Origin of the sequence: Streptomyces sp. NPDC058308 (genome assembly GCF_042880275.1) — a bacterium.
Lineage (GTDB): Bacteria > Actinomycetota > Actinomycetes > Streptomycetales > Streptomycetaceae > Streptomyces.
Map to the genome: position 1 here is coordinate 136,976 of NZ_JBHVZA010000021.1, position 18,009 is coordinate 154,984.

The window sequence follows — 18,009 nt, forward strand, 5'->3', positions numbered from 1 at the left end:
GGTCAGCCACCCTCCACGCCGGTGGCGTCGTGCGCCGCGCCGACCGGCTTGGACTCCGGAGATCCGCGCTGGCGCAGATAGACGGAGAAGATGGCCATCGACCCCACGGCGAGCAGCTCGGACTGCCAGTTCTGCAGGGTGCGACCCCAGAACTCGGCGGCCCCGAGATACTCGAACCAGCCGATGGGCGCCTGGAGTTCGCGCAGGTGCTCCTCGTTGTACGCGGCGACGCCCGCCACGGACTGGGCCAGCCACGAGAGCAGGAACAGCGTGCACATGAGGATGCCGAGCGACCGGCCGTACCAGGCCTGACGCGCACCGCCCGCGGCGGCCCAGCGCGGCGAGTCCGGCCGGGCGTGCGCGCCGACCCGCTGCCGTTCGTCGGACTCCGGGCCCGCCTTGCCGACCTCCTTGGACTCGGGCGAGCCCCGCTGGAGCAGCCAGACCGTGCCGAAGATGTAGAGGAAGAACTGCAGGTACTCGGACTGCCAGTTCTCCGTCACGTCCACGGCGAAGTCGGAGGTCAGGAGGTAACCGCCGAAGCTCATCGGGGCCAGGTCGCCTGCGACGAGCTGGTTGTTGAATTCGGCGTGCCCGGCGATCGCCTGGCCCGCCAGGGTGAGGAGGAACCCCGCGCCGAAGGCCAGGGTGAGGCTGTTCTCGCGCAGAAAGCGCCGCGCCCGGCTCACCGCTGCGTCAGCCCCAGCGCCAGACAGTAGGCCAGCCCGGCCGTCACGGTCAGCAGATACAGCAGGAACATCGTCCGCATCCGTCAACCGCCCTTGATCAGACACTGATACGGCTTCTCGGGGCGTGCGGTGCAGCCGGCGGCCGTGACCTTCCAGCCGCCCGGGAAGGACGACAGGAAGAGCGTGTCGCGGTCGGTCACGACGCGTGCCTGGCGCCCGTACACATCGACGTGTCGCACCTCGGCGGCCGTGGGCAGTGCCGCGTCGGGCAGCGCCCGGGCGCAGGGCAGTTCGGCGGACTGCTCCAGTTCGTCGAGGGTGCCGGGGGCGAGCGCCCCGCAGCCGCGCGCGGTGTCCGAGGTCCGCAGACTCGCCTCGAAGCGGTTCACCGCCCGTGCGGCGGCGTCCTCGCGTGCGGCGACGCCACCGCACCCGGCGAGTGCGCAGCACAGCAGCGCCACGGCCACGCCCTGCCCTGTTCCGCGCACCGGCTCCGCGCTCCTTCGCTGCCCCGTCGGTCGGTGGCCACCGCACGGCGCCGGCGATCCGGGCGCGTACGGGTCCCTCCGAAGATGCGGCATCCCGCCCCGGCGGACGGAACCTGCCGGTCCGACACGCGGGCATGCGCCCGATCGGCGCGCACCCGGTCAGGCGTCCCCGGGCGGCGCGCCGTGTTCGGCGCCGGTCAGGCGGAGCTGTACCTCGATCTCCTGGTCGCCGGAGACGGTGCCGACGGGCGAGACGACGAAGGCCGCTTCGAGCGCCTCGCGCAGGTGGGCCACCGCGACAGGACCGCCCTGCAGGTCGGCGGTGACCGGGCCGGCGAGCAGGACGCCCCGGGCGGGACCGGGGCTCCCGGCGACGCGGAACTCGCCGGTCCAGACGGCGGGCGACTCCTGTTCGGTCTGGCGGGGCGCGTCCACCCCGCGGTCGGACGGGAAGTGGGCGCGCAGGACGGTGAAGACGGTGTCCGCGTCGGCCACCGAGCACTCGCCGAGGACCACCTGTACGAGCTCCGCGGACGGGTGGGACCGGGGGTCCTGGGCGGGTGAGGCGGGGGTCGGTGTGTGGTGCACGGTGTCTCCTTGGGTCATGGGCGCCCGGCGCGTCACAGTTCCCGCAGCGCGGGCAGCAGCTTCTTCTCGGCCCAGTCGATGAAGGGGCGCTGCTGGTCGCCGCCGACCTGGACGAGGGCAATCTCCGTGAAGCCCGCCTCGGCGAAGGGGCGGACGGCTTCGACGAAGTCGTCCACGTTGTCCCCGCACGGGATCTGCTGCGCGATGTCCTGCTGGGTGACGTACTGCGTGGCGCCGGCGAAGGCGGCGGGGCCCGGCAGTTCGGAGTTGACCGGCCAGCCACCGACGGACCAGCGGAACTGGTCGTGGGCGCGGGCGATCGCCGCGTCCTTGTCGGTGTCGTAGCAGACGGGCAGCTGGCCCACCCGGGGCTTGCCGGCGCCTCCGTGCCGCTCGAAGGACTCGACGAGGTCGGCCTTGGGCTCGGTCGCGATGACGAGGTCCGCGTACTTCCCGGCCAGCGCGCAGGACCGCTCGCCGGAGACGGCGATGCCGATGGGCGGCAGCTCGTCGGGCAGGTCCCACAGGCGGGCGTTCGCCACGTCGAAGTGGGTGCCCTCGTGGTTGATGTTCTTACCCGTGAAGAGCGCCTTGATGATCCCGACCGCCTCCTCGAACATGTCGAGGCGGACCCGTGCCGAGGGCCAGCCGCCACCGATGACGTGCTCGTTGAGGTTCTCACCCGAGCCGAGTCCCAGCCGGAAGCGGCCCTCGGAGAGCAGCTGCATCGTGGCGGCCTTCTGCGCCACCACGGCGGGGTGGTACCGGGTCGTCGGGCAGGTCACGTACGTCATGAGCGGGATGCGCGAGGTGGCCTGCGCCGCCGCGCCGAGCACGCTCCACGCGTACGGGGAGTGTCCCTGCGAGTCCAGCCACGGGAAGTAGTGGTCGGAGGTGACGGAGAAGTCGAAGCCCGCCTTCTCCGCCGCGACCAGGTCGTCGACGAGCGCGCGCGGTCCGGTCTGCTCGGTCATCATTGTGTAGCCGATTTGCACCATAAGTGATCGGTTTGCCGAATCGCCTCCGCTGAAACATCCTACGGTCGAACGGGTCGGCGAGCGGCTGGGATCCGGTGCCGGGGGTATTGGGGAACCACCAGCCACGGACGGACAGAGAGGCAGCCACCTTTGCGCACCGTAGGAGTGGAGGAAGAACTCCTCCTGATCGACCGCAGCAGCGGCGAGCCGCGGGCCCTTTCCTCGGCGGTCCTGGCGCGAGCGGCCAAGAACACCGCGGAGAACCCGGACACCGAGAAGCACGAGAGCGACTACCGCGAGCCCGAGGACGAGGCCTTCGAGCGGGAACTGCACGGGCAGCAGCTCGAATTCGCCACCCAACCGCGGGAGAGCATGGACAGCCTCGCGGACGAGGTGGTGCGGTGGCGCGCCGACGCGGCGCGGCACGCCGGTGACGTGGGCGCCACGGTCGCCGCCCTCGCCACTTCTCCCCTGCCGGTGAGCCCGTCGGTCAACACCGGCAGCCGCTTCCAGTGGATGGAGGAGCAGTTCGGGCTGACCACCCAGGAGCAGCTGACCTGCGGCTGCCACGTCCATGTGTCGGTCGGGTCTGACGAGGAGGGCGTGGCCGTCATCGACCGCATCCGGCCCTGGCTCCCGCTCCTGGTCGCCCTGAGCGCCAACTCGCCCTTCTGGCAGGGACACGACAGCCTGTACAGCAGCTACCGCAGCCAGGTGTGGGGCCGCTGGCCGATGGCGGGCCCGACCGAGATCTTCGGCTCCGCCGAGCGGTACGAGGACGAGGTCCGCGGCCTGGTCGACTCCGGGGTGCTGCGCGACCGGGGGATGGTCTACTTCGACGCCCGGCTCTCCCACCGCTACCCCACCGTCGAGATCCGCGTCGCGGACGTCTGTCTGGAGGCCTCGTCCACCGTCCTGGTCGCGGCCCTCGCGCGGGCTCTGGTCGAGACGGCCTCGCGCGAATGGCGGGCGGGCCGGCCACCGGCGGCGCACAGCACCGGCCTGCTGAGGCTCGCCGCCTGGCGGGCCTCGCGGTCCGCCCTTGACGACACCCTGCTCCACCCCCTGACCATGCGGCCGGCGCCGAGCCGTGAGGTGCTGCAAGCCCTCGTCGACCACCTGCGGGACGCCCTGGAGGACAGCGGCGACCTCGGCCTGGTGCGCACGGCCATCGACGATCTGCTGGAACACGGCAACGGCGCCCGCGTCCAGCGGGACCTCCTCGACCGGACGGGGAGCCTGAGCGCCGTGATCGCCGAGTGCGTGCGCCGCACCCAGGCGACGTGAGAAACGCGACCCCGGCACGAGCCCACGGACCTCGGGAGAGATCGTTTGGGAGCGTGTGTCGCGGGCACATCGATGGGCCGACGCGCGACCATCAAAGGGCAAGCGCGACCACCCCACACCCCGAGAAGCGCGAGGCAGTCATGAGCGAACAGAACATGGCGGACGACGCCTACCAGCCCACCGGTGACAACGAGGAGCAGGAGGACGCCACGCCGCTTGACCTCCAGGACGCGCTGGACGAGCGCACGTACGACGACATGCTCGACGAGGGCTACTCCCCGCCGGAGAAGCCCCTGGGCGTGAACAAGAGCGGCACCACGGCGGCGGAACAGCACGAGGGCGAGTCGCTCGACGAGCGGCTGCGGCAGGAGGTGCCTGACACCCAGGCGCCCGACGGGGACGGCGTGGGCGACCTGCCGGACGGCGAGGGCGAACCCGTGGACCCCGAGGCCGGGGCGGACCGCGCCGGCCGTCTGCTGGCTCCGGACGAGGGCGCCCACGCGGACACCACCAAGGAGGCCGTCGCCACGGACCAGGGCATCGACGGCGGCGCGGCGGCCGCGGAGGAGGCGGCGGTGCACGTCGTCCCCGACGAGGACCTGCCCGCAGCTCCCGACGACCTCGACTGAGAGGGCGCGGGGCCGGGTCGTCCGGAGAGGTGGCCCGGTTCGGCCTGCGGTATAAGGGAAGGGCGACCCGTACAGCAACTGGCCCGTGTCGAACCCGGAGGCCCGGGTACCGGTGCTACCTGAAGCAGGGATCGTCGGTGACCGGCAGCCTGCGCGGTCAGTGCAGCAGCCGGCGTCCGGAAACGGAGCAGCAGGTGAGCCCGAACGCACACGACACGACGCCGGACGACGCACCGAGGCCGGGCACCGGGCCGCGTCCGGCGGGAGCCCCGGCCGGGGGCTCCCCGCACCACGAGGTGTGCGCGGCGGAACTTCCGCCCGACCTCAACCAGGCCATCCTGGAGGCGACCAAGCAGGTCGCCGCGATCCTCAAGAGACGCGGACACGACTTCGCCCTCGCCGGCAGCGTCGCCGTCCACGCCCACGGCGGGACCGGCAACCTCCAGCACGACGCCGACTTCTGCATCAGGCCCGAGGACGCCGAAGCGGTGGCGGCCTCGCTGGAGGAGGCGGGGCTGCCGGTGTACGCGCCGCCGGAGGACTGGCTGCTCAAGGCCAAGTGCCTCGGCCAGGACATCGACCTCATCTTCCAACTGGCCAGCGAGCCGGTCACGACGGATCTTCTCGGCCGTGCATCGCAACTGCCGGTGGACTCCGTGCACATGCCGGTCCTGTCGCCGACCGACCTGGTGCGGGCCCTGCTCGCCGCCTTCTCCGAGCACCACTGCGACTTCGGCGCCGTGCTGCCGATCGCGCGGCAGCTGCGCGAGATGGTCGACTGGGAGGCGCTGCGCGACGAGTACGGGAACACACCGATGCCGGCCGCCTTCCTCTTCCTGCTGGAACGCCTGGAAGTCATCGCGCCGCGAGGAGGAGACCGATGAACGACCCAGCCAACGTCGAGTACCGCATCGCCCATCTCAAGGAGCGGCTCGCCGCGGAGGAACTGGGTGAACTGGGCATCCGTGTCGAGGCCCGCGGATCGTCCGTGGCCGTCGTCGGAACGGTGCCCACCGCGCAGTGCCGCGAGGAGCTGTTGCGCACCGTTCACGAGGAACTCGACGGCCAGACAGTCCACTTCGACGTCGCGGTGGCCGACGCGACGGCCCCGGACCACTCGGAGGAAGTGACATGATCCGCATCGCGGCCGTGGGGGACATCCACATGGGGCCGGACAGCCAAGGGGTGCTCCGGCCCGCCTTCGAGACGCTCGACGACTGCGCGGACGTACTACTCCTCGCCGGAGACCTGACCCGCCACGGCACCCCGGACGAAGCGCGGGTGGTCGCCCGGGAGCTGACCGGTCTGCCGGTGCCGGTCGTGGCCGTGCTCGGCAACCACGACCACCACGACGAACGGCCCGACGAGGTCACCGCCGTCCTCCGTGAGGCGGGCGTGCGCGTGCTCGAAGGGCAGGGCACCGTCGTCGAGGTCGACGGGGCGCGCCTGGGCATCGCGGGCACCAAGGGATTCGGCGGCGGGTTCGTCGGCCGCAGCGGCAGCGAGTTCGGCGAGCCGCTGATGAAGGAGTTCATCCGCTACACCCGGCGCTGCGCCGACGGCCTGCGGACCTCCCTGGAGGAACTGGCCGAGCAGGGCTGCGAGACACGGGTGGCGCTGACACACTTCGCGCCGGTGGCCGACACCCTCGCGGGCGAGCCCCTGGAGATCTATCCCTTTCTCGGCAGCTATCTGCTGGCGGAGGCGGTCGACTCGGCGGGCGCGGATCTGGCCGTCCACGGGCACGCCCACGCGGGTACCGAACACGGCATGACCAGCGGTGGCGTTCCGGTGCGCAATGTCGCCCAGCCCGTCATCCGCAAGGCCTTCAACGTGTACCACCTGCGGGACGGCCACCCCGCGGAGCCCGCGACGGCCGCCCGCAGCACCACGTAGTGAGGGAATAAGTCAGGGAAACCCAGCCAGGAATATTGGACCGCGCACCGACAGGTATAGCCACGTGGGCATACCCGTACTTCCCGTGGAATACCGGCCCCGTATTCCATAGACTCGATGCCCGACCCTGACAGAAAAAATGACTCCTGGGCAGGTGGACCCTTGCTGGTGCGCGCGGTTGAAGATGTCGTGGGAAGCGAATGCGACGTTGACTGGGGTAACGGGACAAGCCGACGATTACTCGTTCAGGCCGATGAATTGGGATTCAGCCTGACCGAGACCTATGTGCAGCCCGGCAGCGAGTCGTACCTGCGGTACGACAACCACCAGGAGGTCTGCTACTGCGTGTCCGGATCCGGTTCCGTGGAGACGGCGGACGGCGTTTTCGACATCAAGCCGGGGATGCTGTACGCCCCGGGCACGGGTGAACCGCACGTGCTGCGCTCGCAGGACGGCATGACGCTGATGTGCGTGTTCACGCCGGCCCTGCTCGGTCCGGAGAGGCACCTGCTCACGCCCGGTGTGCACTCCAGCTACTAGGGGGCAGCAGACCGGGGCTCAGGGAAGGCAGGACAGCATGCCCGAAACCATCGACCTGGTGATCCCGAACGTCGTCGAGTTCAACCTGAAGCGCGAACTGCTGGATTTCGACCCGGGTGTGGAGAGCGACCTCGTCGAACACGGCACCGGCCTCACCGACCAGTGCGTCTTCTGGAGCACCGAGAACCGCGTGCTCGTGCTGCCGGCCGGCTGGTCCCCGGAGTGGCTCGCCGACGTGCACGCCGGACTCGGCGGCTCCGTCCCTCCTGTGGTGTCGCCGGTACCGCGCACCGGCCGTCTGGTCCACGACCTGCTCCATGACGACGTGGCGCTCGCCGCGCTGCACGCCGCGACCGCCGGAGCGCGCGTGGTGCGGTTCGTGTCCTTCGGGGCCTCCCCCGAGCTGTACTCCCTGGCCGCGCTGGTCCGCGGCCAGGGGCGGGACGTGCGGCTGGACGTCGCAGAGCCGGAGCACTACTGGTCGTGCGAGTACCTCGAATCCAAGACGAGTTGCGTCGATCTCGCCTCGCACCTCCCCGGGTTCCGCGTGCCCCGGGGCATCTCGGTCGCCAGTTGGGAGCAGCTCAAGGGCGCGGTCACGGCGATCGCGGGCCAGGGTGGCCGGGCCGTGGTCAAGAGCATGTACGGCGTCGGCGGTTACGGCTCCGCCGTCGCGCAGAGCGAGGCCGACGGAACGGTCCGGCGCTTCTGGCAGTCCCTGCGGCGCGAACCCTTCTTCGGCACGTTCCCGCTCATCGTGCAGGACTACGTCGAGCACGCGGCCGACGTCCCGGCCGTGGACGTCCTCGTCGAAGACGGCGAGGAACCGCGGATGGAGTTCAGCGCGCTCGGCGTCGACGGGCTGCGGTACCGCAGCCTGGTCCTCGGTCCGGGGGTGCTCGATTCCGGGCTGGAGGGGCGGCTCCGTGCACTGGGCACGGCCGTCCACGCGTTCGCCCGGTCCCTGGGGTACCGCGGCTGGTTGACGGTCGACTGCCTCCTCGGCCTGGACGGGGACCTCTACGTCACCGAGATCAACGCCCGGCGCTCCGGCGCCATGCACGCGGTCGCGCTCGCCCACCGGTGGGCCGACGAAAGCCCGGTCGCCTACGTCCACGACGCCCTGCCGCTGCGGCTCCCGGGCGCCGCGTCGTACACGGCGCACGTCCGCCCCGTGTTCGAGGAACTGTGGGCGCGGGGGGTGCGGGCCTATCCGTCGACCGTCCGCGCACTCGGCGGGCACCGGCCCTCGCTGGGCATCGTCGCCTGCGCCGGGAGCGGGGCGGAGGCCGAGCGCATCGCCGACGAGGCACACCGGGCGGTCAACGCCGCCGTGGCCGGCGCGCCTTCCGCCGTCTCCAGGCCGACGGCGGGCAGCCGCGTCTGAACTCCCAATAGCGCCTGGCCGGTGTTCGATCCACCGGCCAGGCGCTGTTCCGTGCGCTGCTGCGAGCCGATTCGGCAGCTGCCCTACCGCGCGGTCCCCGAGGTGTGACGGCCCGCACTCGGAACGCCGCAGCCCTTTTCCGCCAGGAATTCCGCCTGGGCCATGGGCGTGGCGTTGTCGAAGAGGCGGTTCAGGAGTTCTCCCTCCCATTCCACCGATTCGACTTCGTCGACCCCGTACTCCGTCAGAATCCTCCCTATGGCCTGGAGGGCGAGCAGCGAATATCCGCCCATTTCGAAGAAGTCGCTGTGATGCACGTCGATGGATTCGGCTTCCACTTCGAGTACTTCCGCCCAGATCCGGCGCACCACTTCCGCCGCGTCCACGGCGAGCTGGGGCTTGGGATCGGTCAGGTTGTCCGTCACGGTTCCTCCATGGGTCACGATGTACGGCTGATCGCCGGGGACAGGGACAGGAATGTGCGTGGGCGGCGCGTTGGCGGTCGTGGACGTCGTCACGGGATCAGCACCACCTTGCTGGCCTCGCCGGAGTCGAACAGCCGGAACCCCTCCGCGGCTTCGGACAGGGGCATCCGGTGCGAGATGAGGAAGGTGGGGTCGACGCGGCCGGCGCGCACCAGGTTCATCAGGGGTTCGGAGTCCCTGATGGGATCGCCGACGGCGAAGCGGAGGGTGACCTCCTTGGCGAAGGCGAGCCGGGTCGGCATGGGCATGGCCTCGGAGGCATGGGCGCCCACGGCGCACACCACTCCGCGCGGCCGTACGACGTTCAGCGCGGTCAGCAGGGAGGCGTCGGTGCCCACGGCCTCCAGGACGGCGTCCGCCCCGCGCCCCTCGGTCAGGTCGGCGACCTGCTGTGCGGCGTCGGACGTGCCGGGCACCGGGCACGCGCCGCGTTCGGCGGCCAGTTTCCGCCGGCTCTCCAGCGGGTCGATGGCGAGCACCCGGGCGGCGCCGAGGAGCCGGGCGGCCTCCAGGGCGAGCAGGCCCACCGGACCGCAGCCCACCACCGCCACCGTGTCCCCGGGACGCACCTCGGCGCCCACCGCGCACGCGTAGCCCGTGGCGAGCACGTCGCCGACGAACAGGGCCCGCTCGTCGCCGACGTCGTCGGGGATCGGGAGCAGCACCGTGTCGGCGAAGGGCACCCGCACGTACTCGGCATGTCCCCCGGCGTAGGACTGTGTGCCCACCACGGTCGCGTAGCCGAACAGGCCCACCCGGGCGCACTGGTAGTGCCAGCCGCGACGGCAGGCCCTGCAGCGCCCGCAGGCGATGATGTCCGAGGCGACGACCCGGTCACCGGGCCGAAGCCCCCGCGCCTCGGGCCCCACCTCCTCGACGACACCGGTGAACTCGTGGCCGGTGACCGTGCCCGGCCTGAACCCGTCGATCTCGCCGCGGTACGGGTGGAGGTCGGTGCCGCAGATGGCGCTGCGCACCACGCGGACGACGGCGTCGCGCGGTTCCTCGATACGGGGCATGGGGGCGTCGTCCGTGACGGCCGCCCGGCGTGTGCCGTGCCACTGCAGCGCTCTCATGCGTCTCCCCGCGACGCCGCCGCGCCGACGGCGGGCGCGGGCGCGTCGTCCCCGGCGTCCCGCTCCAGTTCGCGGCAGGCGGCGTCGAGTTCCTGGTGCAGGTCGTCGAGCAGCCGGGCGGCGGCCGTGTCGTCGTACTGGCCGGGGTGGTGGATCAGCAGGGCGCGCAGCACGCCCCCGTCCTCGTAGAAGCCGAGGTCCAGGGGGTACGGCGAGAAGGGGTCGTGGTTGATCGGTGTCACGTCGAGTCCTTCGAGGGCGGGCGGCACCTCCGGCGTCGTCTGGAAGGAGACGCATACGCTGATCGCCGACCCGAATCCGGGCCGCCACAGTCCGAGGTCGGTGGCCAGCCGCTCGAACGGCACGTCCCGGTGGGAGTACACCCCGATCAGGTTGCGGCGGACCTGGTGCAGCAGGCCGCGGAAGTCTCCGGCCGCGGGCACCCGGGTCCGTACGGGCAGCAGGTTCACGAAGAAGCCGACGGCCTTCTCGAACTCGGCCCGGGTACGGTATCCGCCGCGGGTGGCCACGAGGATGTCGTCGGTGTCCACGTAGCGGCGCAGCACCCGGGTGGAGGCGGTGAGCAACAGCATGAACAGGGTGGCGCGCTCGCGCCGGGCGGCCGCCCGCAGCCGTTCGTACAGGGGCGGGGGGATGTCCGACCACCGCGTCCGTGGCGGCTGTTCGGTCCGCTGCGGGGCGGCGGACGCCAGGGTGAGCGGCGGCAGCGGGGTCGCGTTCGCCAATACCCGTTCCCAGTAGGCGAGTTGCTTGGGGTAGGCCGGTCCTGCGAGCCACTCGCGCTGTCGCCGCACGAAGTCCCGGTACTGGGCGGGCACGGGCGGCAGCGGCGAGGCGCGCCCGTGCAGGTGTGCGCTGTAGAGCTGCTCCAGTTCGCGCAACAGCACCGCCCACCACGACCAGGCGTCGGACACCAGGTGGTGCAGGGTGATCCGCACGATGTGCTCGCGCGGCGCGATCCTGAGCAGGACCGCCCGCACCACGGGCCCGCGGGCCAGATCGAACGGCCGCCGCAGCTCCTCGGCGAGGAACCGGTCGGCCGTCTCCTCGCGTTCCGCGGCGGGACGTGCGGTGAGGTCGGTCAGCGGCAGGGGCACGTCGGCCCGCGCGGACACGCGCTGGACGGGCAGGCCGTCCACGACAGGGAAGCGGGTGCGCAACGCCTCGTGGCGGCCGACGAGTTCCTCGATGCTCGCCCGCAGGGCCGTCGCATCCAGCTCACCGACGAGACGGAACGTCATGGGGTCGGCGTACCGTGTGCGACCGGCGCGCCGCTCCAGGAACCACACGCTCTGCTGGGCGTACGAGAGGGGCGCGTCGCCCTCCTCCCCCTCGCCCACGGTCACTTGACGCCCCAGGCGAAGAGCCAGCGCCGGGGCACCTCGGTCAGCTCCAGCCGCTCGAAGGTGGTCCGCAGGCCCTCGATCAGCGCCTCGGAGCCGAGGGCCAGCTCGCTGATCCCGGTGGCGCCCTCCACGAACACCGAGTACGTGCACAGGGCCTCCCAGTCCTGGAGCGTCCACGCGTACACGGCTTCCTCGGACTTGGTCTGGGAGAACCCCGCCTCGGTGAACAGCTCTTCGTGCCGGCGCGGCGTGAGCGTCTGGAGGGCGACCGGCTTGTCGCGCGCGAGGACGAGGTCCTCGCCCCTCTTCCGCAGGACGTCACGGGTGGCGCGCAGCCAGTGTGCGTAGAAGGCCCGGGTCTCGGGGAGCACGGCCCCCTCGTAGAACAGGGTGTTGAGGACGCAGCGCCCGCCCGGTGCGAGCAGCCGGTGGCAGCCGGCGAGCACGGGGCCTCGCTCGGCCGCCGGTATCTGGTGCATCACGTTGCTCAGGACGGCGACGTCCACCGGCCCGGTCAGGGACTCGACGTCCTGTGCGCGCCCTTGCACGAAGCGCACCTTGGGGTCGCGCAACCTCCGGCGTGCGATGGCCAGTTCGTGTTCCGAGGGGTCGATGCCGATGATGGCGCCGACGTGGGCGGAACGTTCCAGGAGCAGTTCGGTGGCGAGGCCCGAGCCGCAGCCGACGTCGGCGACGCCGCCGCCGTCGGGGGCCTCGCAGATGTCGACCAGGCGCTGGGTCACGTCGCCGTACAGCGGGCGGCGCGACATGGCGTCGAACTCGTATCCGGAAGAGAAGGTCATGACACCTCGAGTCATCGGGTCGGACGGGGAACCGGCGTGGCGTTCGGTGCGGCCAGGGCGAGCAGCCGCGCCGCGGTGCCTCCCATGAGGGCCTCGTACTCGCGCGGCGAGAGCGGGTCGCTGCCGGGCGGCCACGGCCCGGGGTCCTGGGCCAGCGCCGCCATGCGGGTCGCGGCCGCCGTCATGGTCGCGAAGGGGAAGTCGGTGCCCCACAGGAGCCGGTCGAGGACGCCGCTCTCGCGGGCGTGGGCCAGTGCCCTGGCCACCGTCGCGGGCGGCTGGTAGGAGCCGAAGATGGACAGGTCGGCGTAGAGGTTGGCGTGCCGGGCGAGCAGGTCGACGCAACTCCGGGTCCAGGGCGTGCCGAGGTGGGCGAGGATCACCGGGAGTTGGGGGAAGTCCCGGGCCACCTGCTCGACGAGAAGCGGGGAGAAGAACCGGGCGTCCGCGTTGCGCGAGGGCGTGTACCCGGTGTGGATCAGTACCGGGATGCCGAGGTCAAGGGCGGTCTCGTACACGTCGTACCACCGGCGGTCGGCGGGTGACATCCGCAGGTAGCAGGGGGCGGTCTTGAGTCCGCGCAGGCCGAGGCCGGTCACGGCCTCGCGCAGGCGTCCGGCGGCGCCCGGGGTGCCCGCGTCCACGGAGGCGAAGCCGGTCAGCCGGTCGGGGTGGCGCGCGCACAGTTCGGCGACGAACTCGTTCGGCACCGAGAACCCCTCGACGCGGCGTACGTCGAAGGCGAGCAGGACGGCGCGGTCGACACCGGCGGCGTCCATCTCGCCGAGCAGCTTCGCCTCGGGCGCGGACAGGTCCTCGGGCGCCAGGTCGGTGGTGGCCGTCATCTGCTCGGCGAAGCGGGCCGAGTAGTGGCGGTAGTACTCCCCCGCGTGCACATGCGCGTCGATGATCACGGTTGCCCCTCCTCGGTCCGCTCCCGTGAACTGAGGCGATGTGCAGGGGCGTTGCCGTGCCAGAACAGCAGGCGCACCTCCTTGGGTTCGAGCTGCAAGCGCTCTGCGGTCTCCGGCATGCCGTCCCCCTGACGGCTCCGCAGGGTCGTGCGGACCGGTTCCGGGGCGTGGTTGATCACCACGCCGCAGCGTTCGTCGCCGCGCCCGATCACGGTGACCTCTACCGACGGGTCGTCCGCGGTCAGCGGCACACGGATGCCCGCATCCTCGGCGACCGCCTCGTACAGCCGGTGCCAGGAGGCCTCTTCGAGGCGGTAGGGGGCGTTGAGCTGTGCTTCCAGGGGGGCGTTGAGGTAGTAGGCGGTTCCCTCGCCCAGGCGGTGGCGGGTCAGGGCGGGCGAGCCGTCGGCGAACGCGGCCAGGGTCTCGGCGCCGGCCGTGTCGATCACCGGGATCGGGCCCGGTTCCCAGCGCAACGGGAAGCGGACGCCCGCCCAGGTGAAGTGGGCGTGGGTGTCGTCGGCCCGGATGAAGTCCCGCACGCGGACGCCGAACAGCTCCTCGTCGCCCGCGGCGTCCAGCAGGCTGCCGGTGGAGTACAGGAGCGCTCCACCGGAGGTGACGTACTGCGCCAGGCGGTGGCGGTCGGGCAACGACAGCTGCCGTGCCGAGGGGCAGATCACCAGCGCGTACCGCTCCAGGTCCGCGTCGCGGCTCGTGAACTCGTAGGGCAGGTGCGCCTGTTGGAGGAGCAGATGGGCGTAGAAGGCGGCGGGCGCGTCGCTGCCCGAAGGCGTCAGGTAGCCGGCCTCGTTCTGCGGTTCCGCCTCGGGGACGAAGACGCCCACCGGGGCGGGCAGCGGCCTGAATCCGGCGAGCTCGCCCGTCACGCGCCGGGCGAACGTACGGTACTCCGCCAGGGCGGGTTTCTCGCGGCCGTCCGCGCCGAGCAGGCCGACGTGCCGCTCGTTGGGCCGCAGCGCGTAGGGCTTGCGCTCGGTGGTGAAGTCCTGCCAGCACCAGACGGCGGTACCGACGGCGCCGGCCGCGAAGGCGGAGTGGGCCGCCGCCCGCAAGTACTGCGCGGCGGTGCTCTCGTCGCAGCCGTAGCTGCCCATCTCGTCGACGAACACGGGCCGGTGGGCGCTGCCACGGCGTACGAGGTAGGGCAGGAAGGCGGTGGCCTTGCGGGCCGCGACGGACTCGATGTGGAACGGCGTCCACACCGGGAACCCGTGCAGCCCCACCATGTCGAGGGGGAGCGCGTGCTCCGGGCGGAAGGCATGGCCGCCGAGCACCGCGGACGCCTCGTTGGCCTGGAGGACCAGCGCGTCCGGGTCGGCGGCGCGGATCGCTCCCGCGAGCGTCCCCCACCACGCGCGGACCTCCTCGGCGCCGAGGGCGGCGGACGACGTGGGATCGACGTGGATCACCTCGTCGCCCAGGTCATAGGCGAGGATGTTCGGCGCGTCCCGCAACTCGGTGGCGATGTGGTGGACGAAGGCCCGCTGCCGCTCCCTCATATCGGCGTCCCGCCACAGGTCCCGCCCTTCGCGCCACGACGGGTCGAACCGCTGGCCGTTCATCCAGATCGTCAGGAGCGAGGGAAGGCAGCTCAGGCCGTGCCGCCCCGCGGTCCCGGCCAGCTCGCGCAGCCGGTCCGTCATCACGGGGTCGTAGGCGCCCTCCTTGGGTTCGAAGTCGCCCCAGAAGACGAAGATCCGTACGGTGTTCAGGCCCGCGGCGGCCATCCGGCGGAAATCGTCGTCGATCCTGGCGCCGTCCCACTCCCGCCAGTAGTCGCACCCGGTCGGCGAGGGATGGTAGTTGACACCGACGCCGACGAAGGGGCGGCCTGCACGGTGCAGGGCGCCGTCGGCGAGCGTGACACGGCCGCCGTTCACGCCGCCTCCTGCCATGCGTCGCCCAGTGCCTCGACGACCCGCCGCACCTCGGCCGCGCCGATGCCCGGGTGGAGCGGCAGCGAGAGCTGACGCTCCATCACGTCCTCGGTGACCGGCAGACGGCACGGTTCGCCCTGCTGGCGCTCCCGGTAGGCGGTGAACAGGTGAGTGGGCGGGTAGTGCACGCCGCTCTGGATCCGCGCCGCGCGCAGCCGCTCCTGCAACGCCGTCCGGTCGGCGCCCTCGGGCAGCACCACCGCGAACAAGTGGTGGGCGCCCTCCTCGACGGGCCGGTCGGCGTACGGCACGGTGAGCCCGGGCAGCGAGGCCAGTTGCTCGCGGTACATCCGGACCGCGTCCTGCCGACGGGCCTGCGCGGCGGGCAGGGCGTCCAGCTGGACGCGCCCGATGGCACAACCGATCTCCGTGGGGCGGCAGTTGAGGCCCAGGGCGTCGACGTCGTACAGGGAGGGGCCGCCGCGGTGGCGCTGCTGGGCGCTGACGGTCAGGGCGTGGGAGCGCAGCCGCCGGACGCGGTCGCCCGTGGCGGGGTCGCGGGCGACCACCATGCCGCCCTCGCCCATGGCCAGGTTCTTGGTGGCGAAGAAGCTGTAGCAGCCGATGTCGCCGACCGTGCCGAGCACGCCGTGGGCCGAGTCGGTGACGGGGGCGTGGGCGCAGTCCTCGATCAGGGCGAGCCCGTGGGTACGGGCCAGCCGGGCGAGGGCCGTCAGGTCGGCGGCGTGGCCGCCGTAGTGCATGGCGACGATCGCCCGCGTGCGCGGGGTGATCCTGCGCGCGGCGTCCTCGGGGTCGATGCACAGGTCGTGCGCGCCCTTGACGTCGGCGAAGACCGGGGTGGCGCCGGACAGTGCGACCGTCGCGGCGGCGGAGACGAAGTTCAGCGAGGGCAGCACGACCTCGTCGCCCGGCCCCAGTCCCAGGGCCAGGAAGGCCAGGTGCAGGGCGGCGGTGCCGCTGCTCACGGCGACCGCGGACTCGACGCCGAGGGCGGCGGCGTACTTGCCCTCGAAGTCCTCGGTGACGGGCCCGGCCGACAGCCATGCGGACCGCAGGACCTCGGTGACCGCGTCGATCTCGGCCTGCCCGATCCGGGGCCGGTACAGCGCGATGTCGAAGGCCGTCATCCGCCGACCACCTCCTGGGCGGCGCCGGTGCCCGCGCACAGCTCGGCCGCGCCGCGACGGCCCAGGTAGCGGGCCCGGTCGGCGCGGAACGCCTCGGCGGCGAGGTCCAGTTGCTCGGGCGTGCCGATGTCGTGCCAGTCCCCCTCGATGACATGGCCCTCGACGCACTCGCCCTCGGCCCGCGCACGGTCGAGCAGGGCGGGCATGTCGTGCCGGCCACGGGGCGGCAGCAGCCGCAGCAAGGAGGGTTCGAGCACGTAGATGCCCCCGCTGACCAGGTAGCTCAAGCGGGGCTTCTCGCGGAAGTCGGTCACCCGCCGCTCCTCGTCGAGTTCCACCACTCCGTGCGCGATGTCGATCTCCTGGCGGCTGAGGGCGACCGTGGCGGCGGCCTCCGACTTCTTGTGGCGCCTGACCAGGTCGGCGAAGTCGATGTCGGTGAGCAGGTCCGCGTTCATCACGAGGGTGGAGTCCTCGAAGGGCGGCAGCAGCGCGAGCGGACCCGCGGTGCCCAGCGGCTCCTCCTCCTGGAAGAAGTCCAGTTCCAGGCCGGCCCAGCGGTCCCCGGCGAAGCTCGCCTTGATCATGTGGGCCCGGTAGCCGAGGGAGAGCGACACCTGGGTGAAGCCCGCGCTCTTCAGCTGCGTCAGGATGATATGCAGGATCGGTATGCCGTCGACGGGTACGAGGGGCTTGGGGATGCTCAGGGTGGTGGGCCACAGCCGACGGCCCTCACCTCCGGCCAGTACCACTGCTCTCATCGGGCCTTCTCCGTTTGCTTCCGGGCGGCGATCAGCGTGCGGTAGACGGTATGGACCCGGTCGGCGACCGCGTCCCAGCCGAGTTCACGGCGCACCTTGTCGTAGCCGTGCTCTCCCATCGCGCGGCGTTCGGACGGATCGGCGAGGAGCCGGCTGACCGCGTCGGCGACGGGCTTGGCGGTGGGGCGCACCAGCAGGCCGTCCCGGCCGTTCGCGACGACCTCGCCGCTGCCGAGGAACGTGGACGCCACGACGGGTTTGCGGCAGGCCCACGCCTCCACGTAGACGAGGGGGAACAGGTCGACGGTGGAGGGCACGCACAGCAGCTCGCAGGCGGCCAGGGCGCTGTGCTTGACGTCCTCGTCGACCATGCCGAGCTCGATGACGCGGGGATCGGCGTGCTCGGCGAACCGCTCGGCGCAGTCGTCGTCCCAGCGAGGTCCCAGGAACACGAAGGACGTGTCCGGGTGCTTTTCCCAGACGTGTGCGGCCGCCTCCAGGAGCGTGACGTAGCCCTTGGACCGCGTCTTGCGCCCGAGGAAGAGCACCACGGGTCCTTCGATGCCGTGGTCGCGGCGGAACCGGTCGGGGTCGGGGATGCCGGGCAGGTGCGGTCCCTGGCCGATGATGTGCAGCCTGGCCGCGTCGACGCCGGCGTCACGGAGCATGTCCCGTTCCGCCACGGACAGGGCGAAGACGGCGTCGGCGTGCCGGCATCCGTCGAGTACGGTCTCGCGGTCCGGCCAGACGTCGGGGGCGGACGCGGGAGTGACGGCGAACGGCACGCCCCAGGCGCGGGCGAGGTCGAGACCGGCCGCGATGTCCTGCGGGTGGAAGGCGTCGAAGGCGTGCACCACGTCCGCCCGGTCGGTGTCGTCGGGCGTGGCCGGGAGGGGCTGGATGCTCACGCCCGCGCCCCGCATGAACGCGGCGGTGTCCTCGTCGACCGGGTTCGAGTAGATGCCGGCCTCCCAGCCGAGCCGGCTCATCGACGCGGCGAGGTACTGCGTCATCAGTTCGGCTCCGGCACGCGCCGGGAAGTAGCCGCGGTGGACGTACCGTACGCGCAC

20 protein-coding genes are annotated in these 18,009 nt (G+C 72.0%); 7 read left to right on the top strand and 13 right to left on the bottom strand.

Annotated elements, in window-relative coordinates:
• Positions 1 to 2: 2 nt before the first annotated feature.
• The 4 genes from ACFVYL_RS26635 to ACFVYL_RS26650 all read right to left on the bottom strand — a co-directional run bounded on the left by ACFVYL_RS26635 (position 3) and on the right by ACFVYL_RS26650 (position 2,763).
• The gene (locus ACFVYL_RS26635) at positions 3 to 689 is read right to left on the bottom strand and encodes a DUF6766 family protein (RefSeq protein WP_389720053.1); all 687 of its coding nucleotides are present in this window, start codon (positions 687 to 689) and stop codon (positions 3 to 5) included.
• 83 nt (positions 690 to 772) lie between these two features.
• Positions 773 to 1,177 carry a hypothetical protein gene (locus ACFVYL_RS26640; protein WP_389720054.1) on the bottom strand — a complete coding sequence of 135 codons (405 nt, stop codon included), beginning with the start codon at positions 1,175 to 1,177 and terminating at the stop codon, positions 773 to 775.
• Between the two features lie 159 nt (positions 1,178 to 1,336).
• On the bottom strand, positions 1,337 to 1,765 hold the full coding sequence (locus ACFVYL_RS26645; RefSeq protein ID WP_389720055.1) for a hypothetical protein: 429 nt from the start codon (positions 1,763 to 1,765) through the stop codon (positions 1,337 to 1,339).
• A gap of 32 nt (positions 1,766 to 1,797) precedes the next feature.
• Complete coding sequence (locus ACFVYL_RS26650) at positions 1,798 to 2,763, bottom strand: LLM class F420-dependent oxidoreductase (RefSeq protein WP_389720056.1); 966 nt, start codon at positions 2,761 to 2,763, stop codon at positions 1,798 to 1,800.
• A 129-nt stretch (positions 2,764 to 2,892) separates the two neighbouring features.
• Between ACFVYL_RS26650 and ACFVYL_RS26655 the strand changes: the two genes are divergently transcribed.
• The 7 genes from ACFVYL_RS26655 (at position 2,893) to ACFVYL_RS26685 (ending at position 8,481) form a co-directional block, all read left to right on the top strand.
• Positions 2,893 to 4,029 carry a glutamate--cysteine ligase gene (locus tag ACFVYL_RS26655; RefSeq protein WP_389720057.1) on the top strand — a complete coding sequence of 379 codons (1,137 nt, stop codon included), beginning with the start codon at positions 2,893 to 2,895 and terminating at the stop codon, positions 4,027 to 4,029.
• A gap of 140 nt (positions 4,030 to 4,169) precedes the next feature.
• Positions 4,170 to 4,658, top strand: coding sequence for a DUF5709 domain-containing protein (locus ACFVYL_RS26660; RefSeq protein ID WP_389720059.1), 489 nt, complete (start codon positions 4,170 to 4,172; stop codon positions 4,656 to 4,658).
• Between the two features lie 194 nt (positions 4,659 to 4,852).
• The gene (locus tag ACFVYL_RS26665) at positions 4,853 to 5,542 is read left to right on the top strand and encodes a nucleotidyltransferase family protein (RefSeq protein WP_389720061.1); all 690 of its coding nucleotides are present in this window, start codon (positions 4,853 to 4,855) and stop codon (positions 5,540 to 5,542) included.
• Entirely contained in the window at positions 5,539 to 5,793 is a 255-nt protein-coding gene (locus ACFVYL_RS26670; protein WP_389720062.1) for a hypothetical protein, read from the top strand. Before ACFVYL_RS26665 ends, ACFVYL_RS26670 begins: the two co-directional genes overlap by 4 nt.
• Positions 5,790 to 6,554, top strand: a complete 765-nt coding sequence (locus ACFVYL_RS26675) for a metallophosphoesterase (protein ID WP_389720063.1) — start codon at positions 5,790 to 5,792, stop codon at positions 6,552 to 6,554. Before ACFVYL_RS26670 ends, ACFVYL_RS26675 begins: the two co-directional genes overlap by 4 nt.
• A 117-nt stretch (positions 6,555 to 6,671) precedes the next feature.
• Positions 6,672 to 7,094, top strand: coding sequence for an ectoine synthase (locus ACFVYL_RS26680; protein WP_389720064.1), 423 nt, complete (start codon positions 6,672 to 6,674; stop codon positions 7,092 to 7,094).
• A 37-nt stretch (positions 7,095 to 7,131) separates the two neighbouring features.
• Positions 7,132 to 8,481 (top strand): hypothetical protein, encoded by a 1,350-nt coding sequence (locus ACFVYL_RS26685; RefSeq protein ID WP_389720065.1) that lies wholly within the window; start codon positions 7,132 to 7,134, stop codon positions 8,479 to 8,481.
• 83 nt (positions 8,482 to 8,564) lie between these two features.
• On the opposite strand, the gene ACFVYL_RS26690 is transcribed toward ACFVYL_RS26685, so the two are convergent.
• From ACFVYL_RS26690 to ACFVYL_RS26730, 9 genes are read right to left on the bottom strand one after another with little or no spacing between them, the layout of a single operon-like run.
• Positions 8,565 to 8,999, bottom strand: a complete 435-nt coding sequence (locus ACFVYL_RS26690) for an acyl carrier protein (RefSeq protein WP_389720066.1) — start codon at positions 8,997 to 8,999, stop codon at positions 8,565 to 8,567.
• On the bottom strand, positions 8,996 to 10,042 hold the full coding sequence (locus ACFVYL_RS26695) for an alcohol dehydrogenase family protein (RefSeq protein WP_389720067.1): 1,047 nt from the start codon (positions 10,040 to 10,042) through the stop codon (positions 8,996 to 8,998). Before ACFVYL_RS26695 ends, ACFVYL_RS26690 begins: the two co-directional genes overlap by 4 nt.
• Positions 10,039 to 11,409, bottom strand: a complete 1,371-nt coding sequence (locus ACFVYL_RS26700) for a condensation domain-containing protein (RefSeq protein WP_389720069.1) — start codon at positions 11,407 to 11,409, stop codon at positions 10,039 to 10,041. The genes ACFVYL_RS26695 and ACFVYL_RS26700 overlap by 4 nt, the downstream gene beginning before the upstream one ends.
• Positions 11,406 to 12,212: a class I SAM-dependent methyltransferase gene (locus ACFVYL_RS26705; RefSeq protein WP_389720070.1), complete on the bottom strand. Its 807-nt coding sequence runs from the start codon at positions 12,210 to 12,212 to the stop codon at positions 11,406 to 11,408. The genes ACFVYL_RS26700 and ACFVYL_RS26705 overlap by 4 nt, the downstream gene beginning before the upstream one ends.
• 11 nt (positions 12,213 to 12,223) lie before the next feature.
• A complete protein-coding gene (locus ACFVYL_RS26710) occupies positions 12,224 to 13,126 on the bottom strand; it encodes an amidohydrolase family protein (protein ID WP_389720071.1) in 903 nt (300 codons plus the stop codon).
• The gene (locus ACFVYL_RS26715; RefSeq protein ID WP_389720072.1) at positions 13,123 to 15,030 is read right to left on the bottom strand and encodes a beta-galactosidase trimerization domain-containing protein; all 1,908 of its coding nucleotides are present in this window, start codon (positions 15,028 to 15,030) and stop codon (positions 13,123 to 13,125) included. The genes ACFVYL_RS26710 and ACFVYL_RS26715 overlap by 4 nt, the downstream gene beginning before the upstream one ends.
• On the bottom strand, positions 15,027 to 16,178 hold the full coding sequence (locus ACFVYL_RS26720) for a DegT/DnrJ/EryC1/StrS family aminotransferase (RefSeq protein WP_389720073.1): 1,152 nt from the start codon (positions 16,176 to 16,178) through the stop codon (positions 15,027 to 15,029). The genes ACFVYL_RS26715 and ACFVYL_RS26720 overlap by 4 nt, the downstream gene beginning before the upstream one ends.
• Positions 16,175 to 16,939, bottom strand: a complete 765-nt coding sequence (locus tag ACFVYL_RS26725; protein ID WP_389720074.1) for a sugar phosphate nucleotidyltransferase — start codon at positions 16,937 to 16,939, stop codon at positions 16,175 to 16,177. The genes ACFVYL_RS26720 and ACFVYL_RS26725 overlap by 4 nt, the downstream gene beginning before the upstream one ends.
• On the bottom strand, positions 16,936 to 18,009 hold the full coding sequence (locus ACFVYL_RS26730; RefSeq protein ID WP_389720075.1) for a glycosyltransferase family 4 protein: 1,074 nt from the start codon (positions 18,007 to 18,009) through the stop codon (positions 16,936 to 16,938). Before ACFVYL_RS26730 ends, ACFVYL_RS26725 begins: the two co-directional genes overlap by 4 nt.

Coding starts and splice junctions, on each gene's coding strand:
- ACFVYL_RS26650 (WP_389720056.1), bottom strand. CDS start 2,763: ATGGTGCAAATCGGCTACACAATGATGACCGAGCAGACCGGACCGCGC.
- ACFVYL_RS26660 (WP_389720059.1), top strand. CDS start 4,170: ATGAGCGAACAGAACATGGCGGACGACGCCTACCAGCCCACCGGTGAC.
- ACFVYL_RS26670 (WP_389720062.1), top strand. CDS start 5,539: ATGAACGACCCAGCCAACGTCGAGTACCGCATCGCCCATCTCAAGGAG.
- ACFVYL_RS26675 (WP_389720063.1), top strand. CDS start 5,790: ATGATCCGCATCGCGGCCGTGGGGGACATCCACATGGGGCCGGACAGC.
- ACFVYL_RS26680 (WP_389720064.1), top strand. CDS start 6,672: ATGCCCGACCCTGACAGAAAAAATGACTCCTGGGCAGGTGGACCCTTG.
- ACFVYL_RS26685 (WP_389720065.1), top strand. CDS start 7,132: ATGCCCGAAACCATCGACCTGGTGATCCCGAACGTCGTCGAGTTCAAC.
- ACFVYL_RS26695 (WP_389720067.1), bottom strand. CDS start 10,042: ATGAGAGCGCTGCAGTGGCACGGCACACGCCGGGCGGCCGTCACGGAC.
- ACFVYL_RS26705 (WP_389720070.1), bottom strand. CDS start 12,212: ATGACCTTCTCTTCCGGATACGAGTTCGACGCCATGTCGCGCCGCCCG.
- ACFVYL_RS26720 (WP_389720073.1), bottom strand. CDS start 16,178: ATGACGGCCTTCGACATCGCGCTGTACCGGCCCCGGATCGGGCAGGCC.
- ACFVYL_RS26725 (WP_389720074.1), bottom strand. CDS start 16,939: ATGAGAGCAGTGGTACTGGCCGGAGGTGAGGGCCGTCGGCTGTGGCCC.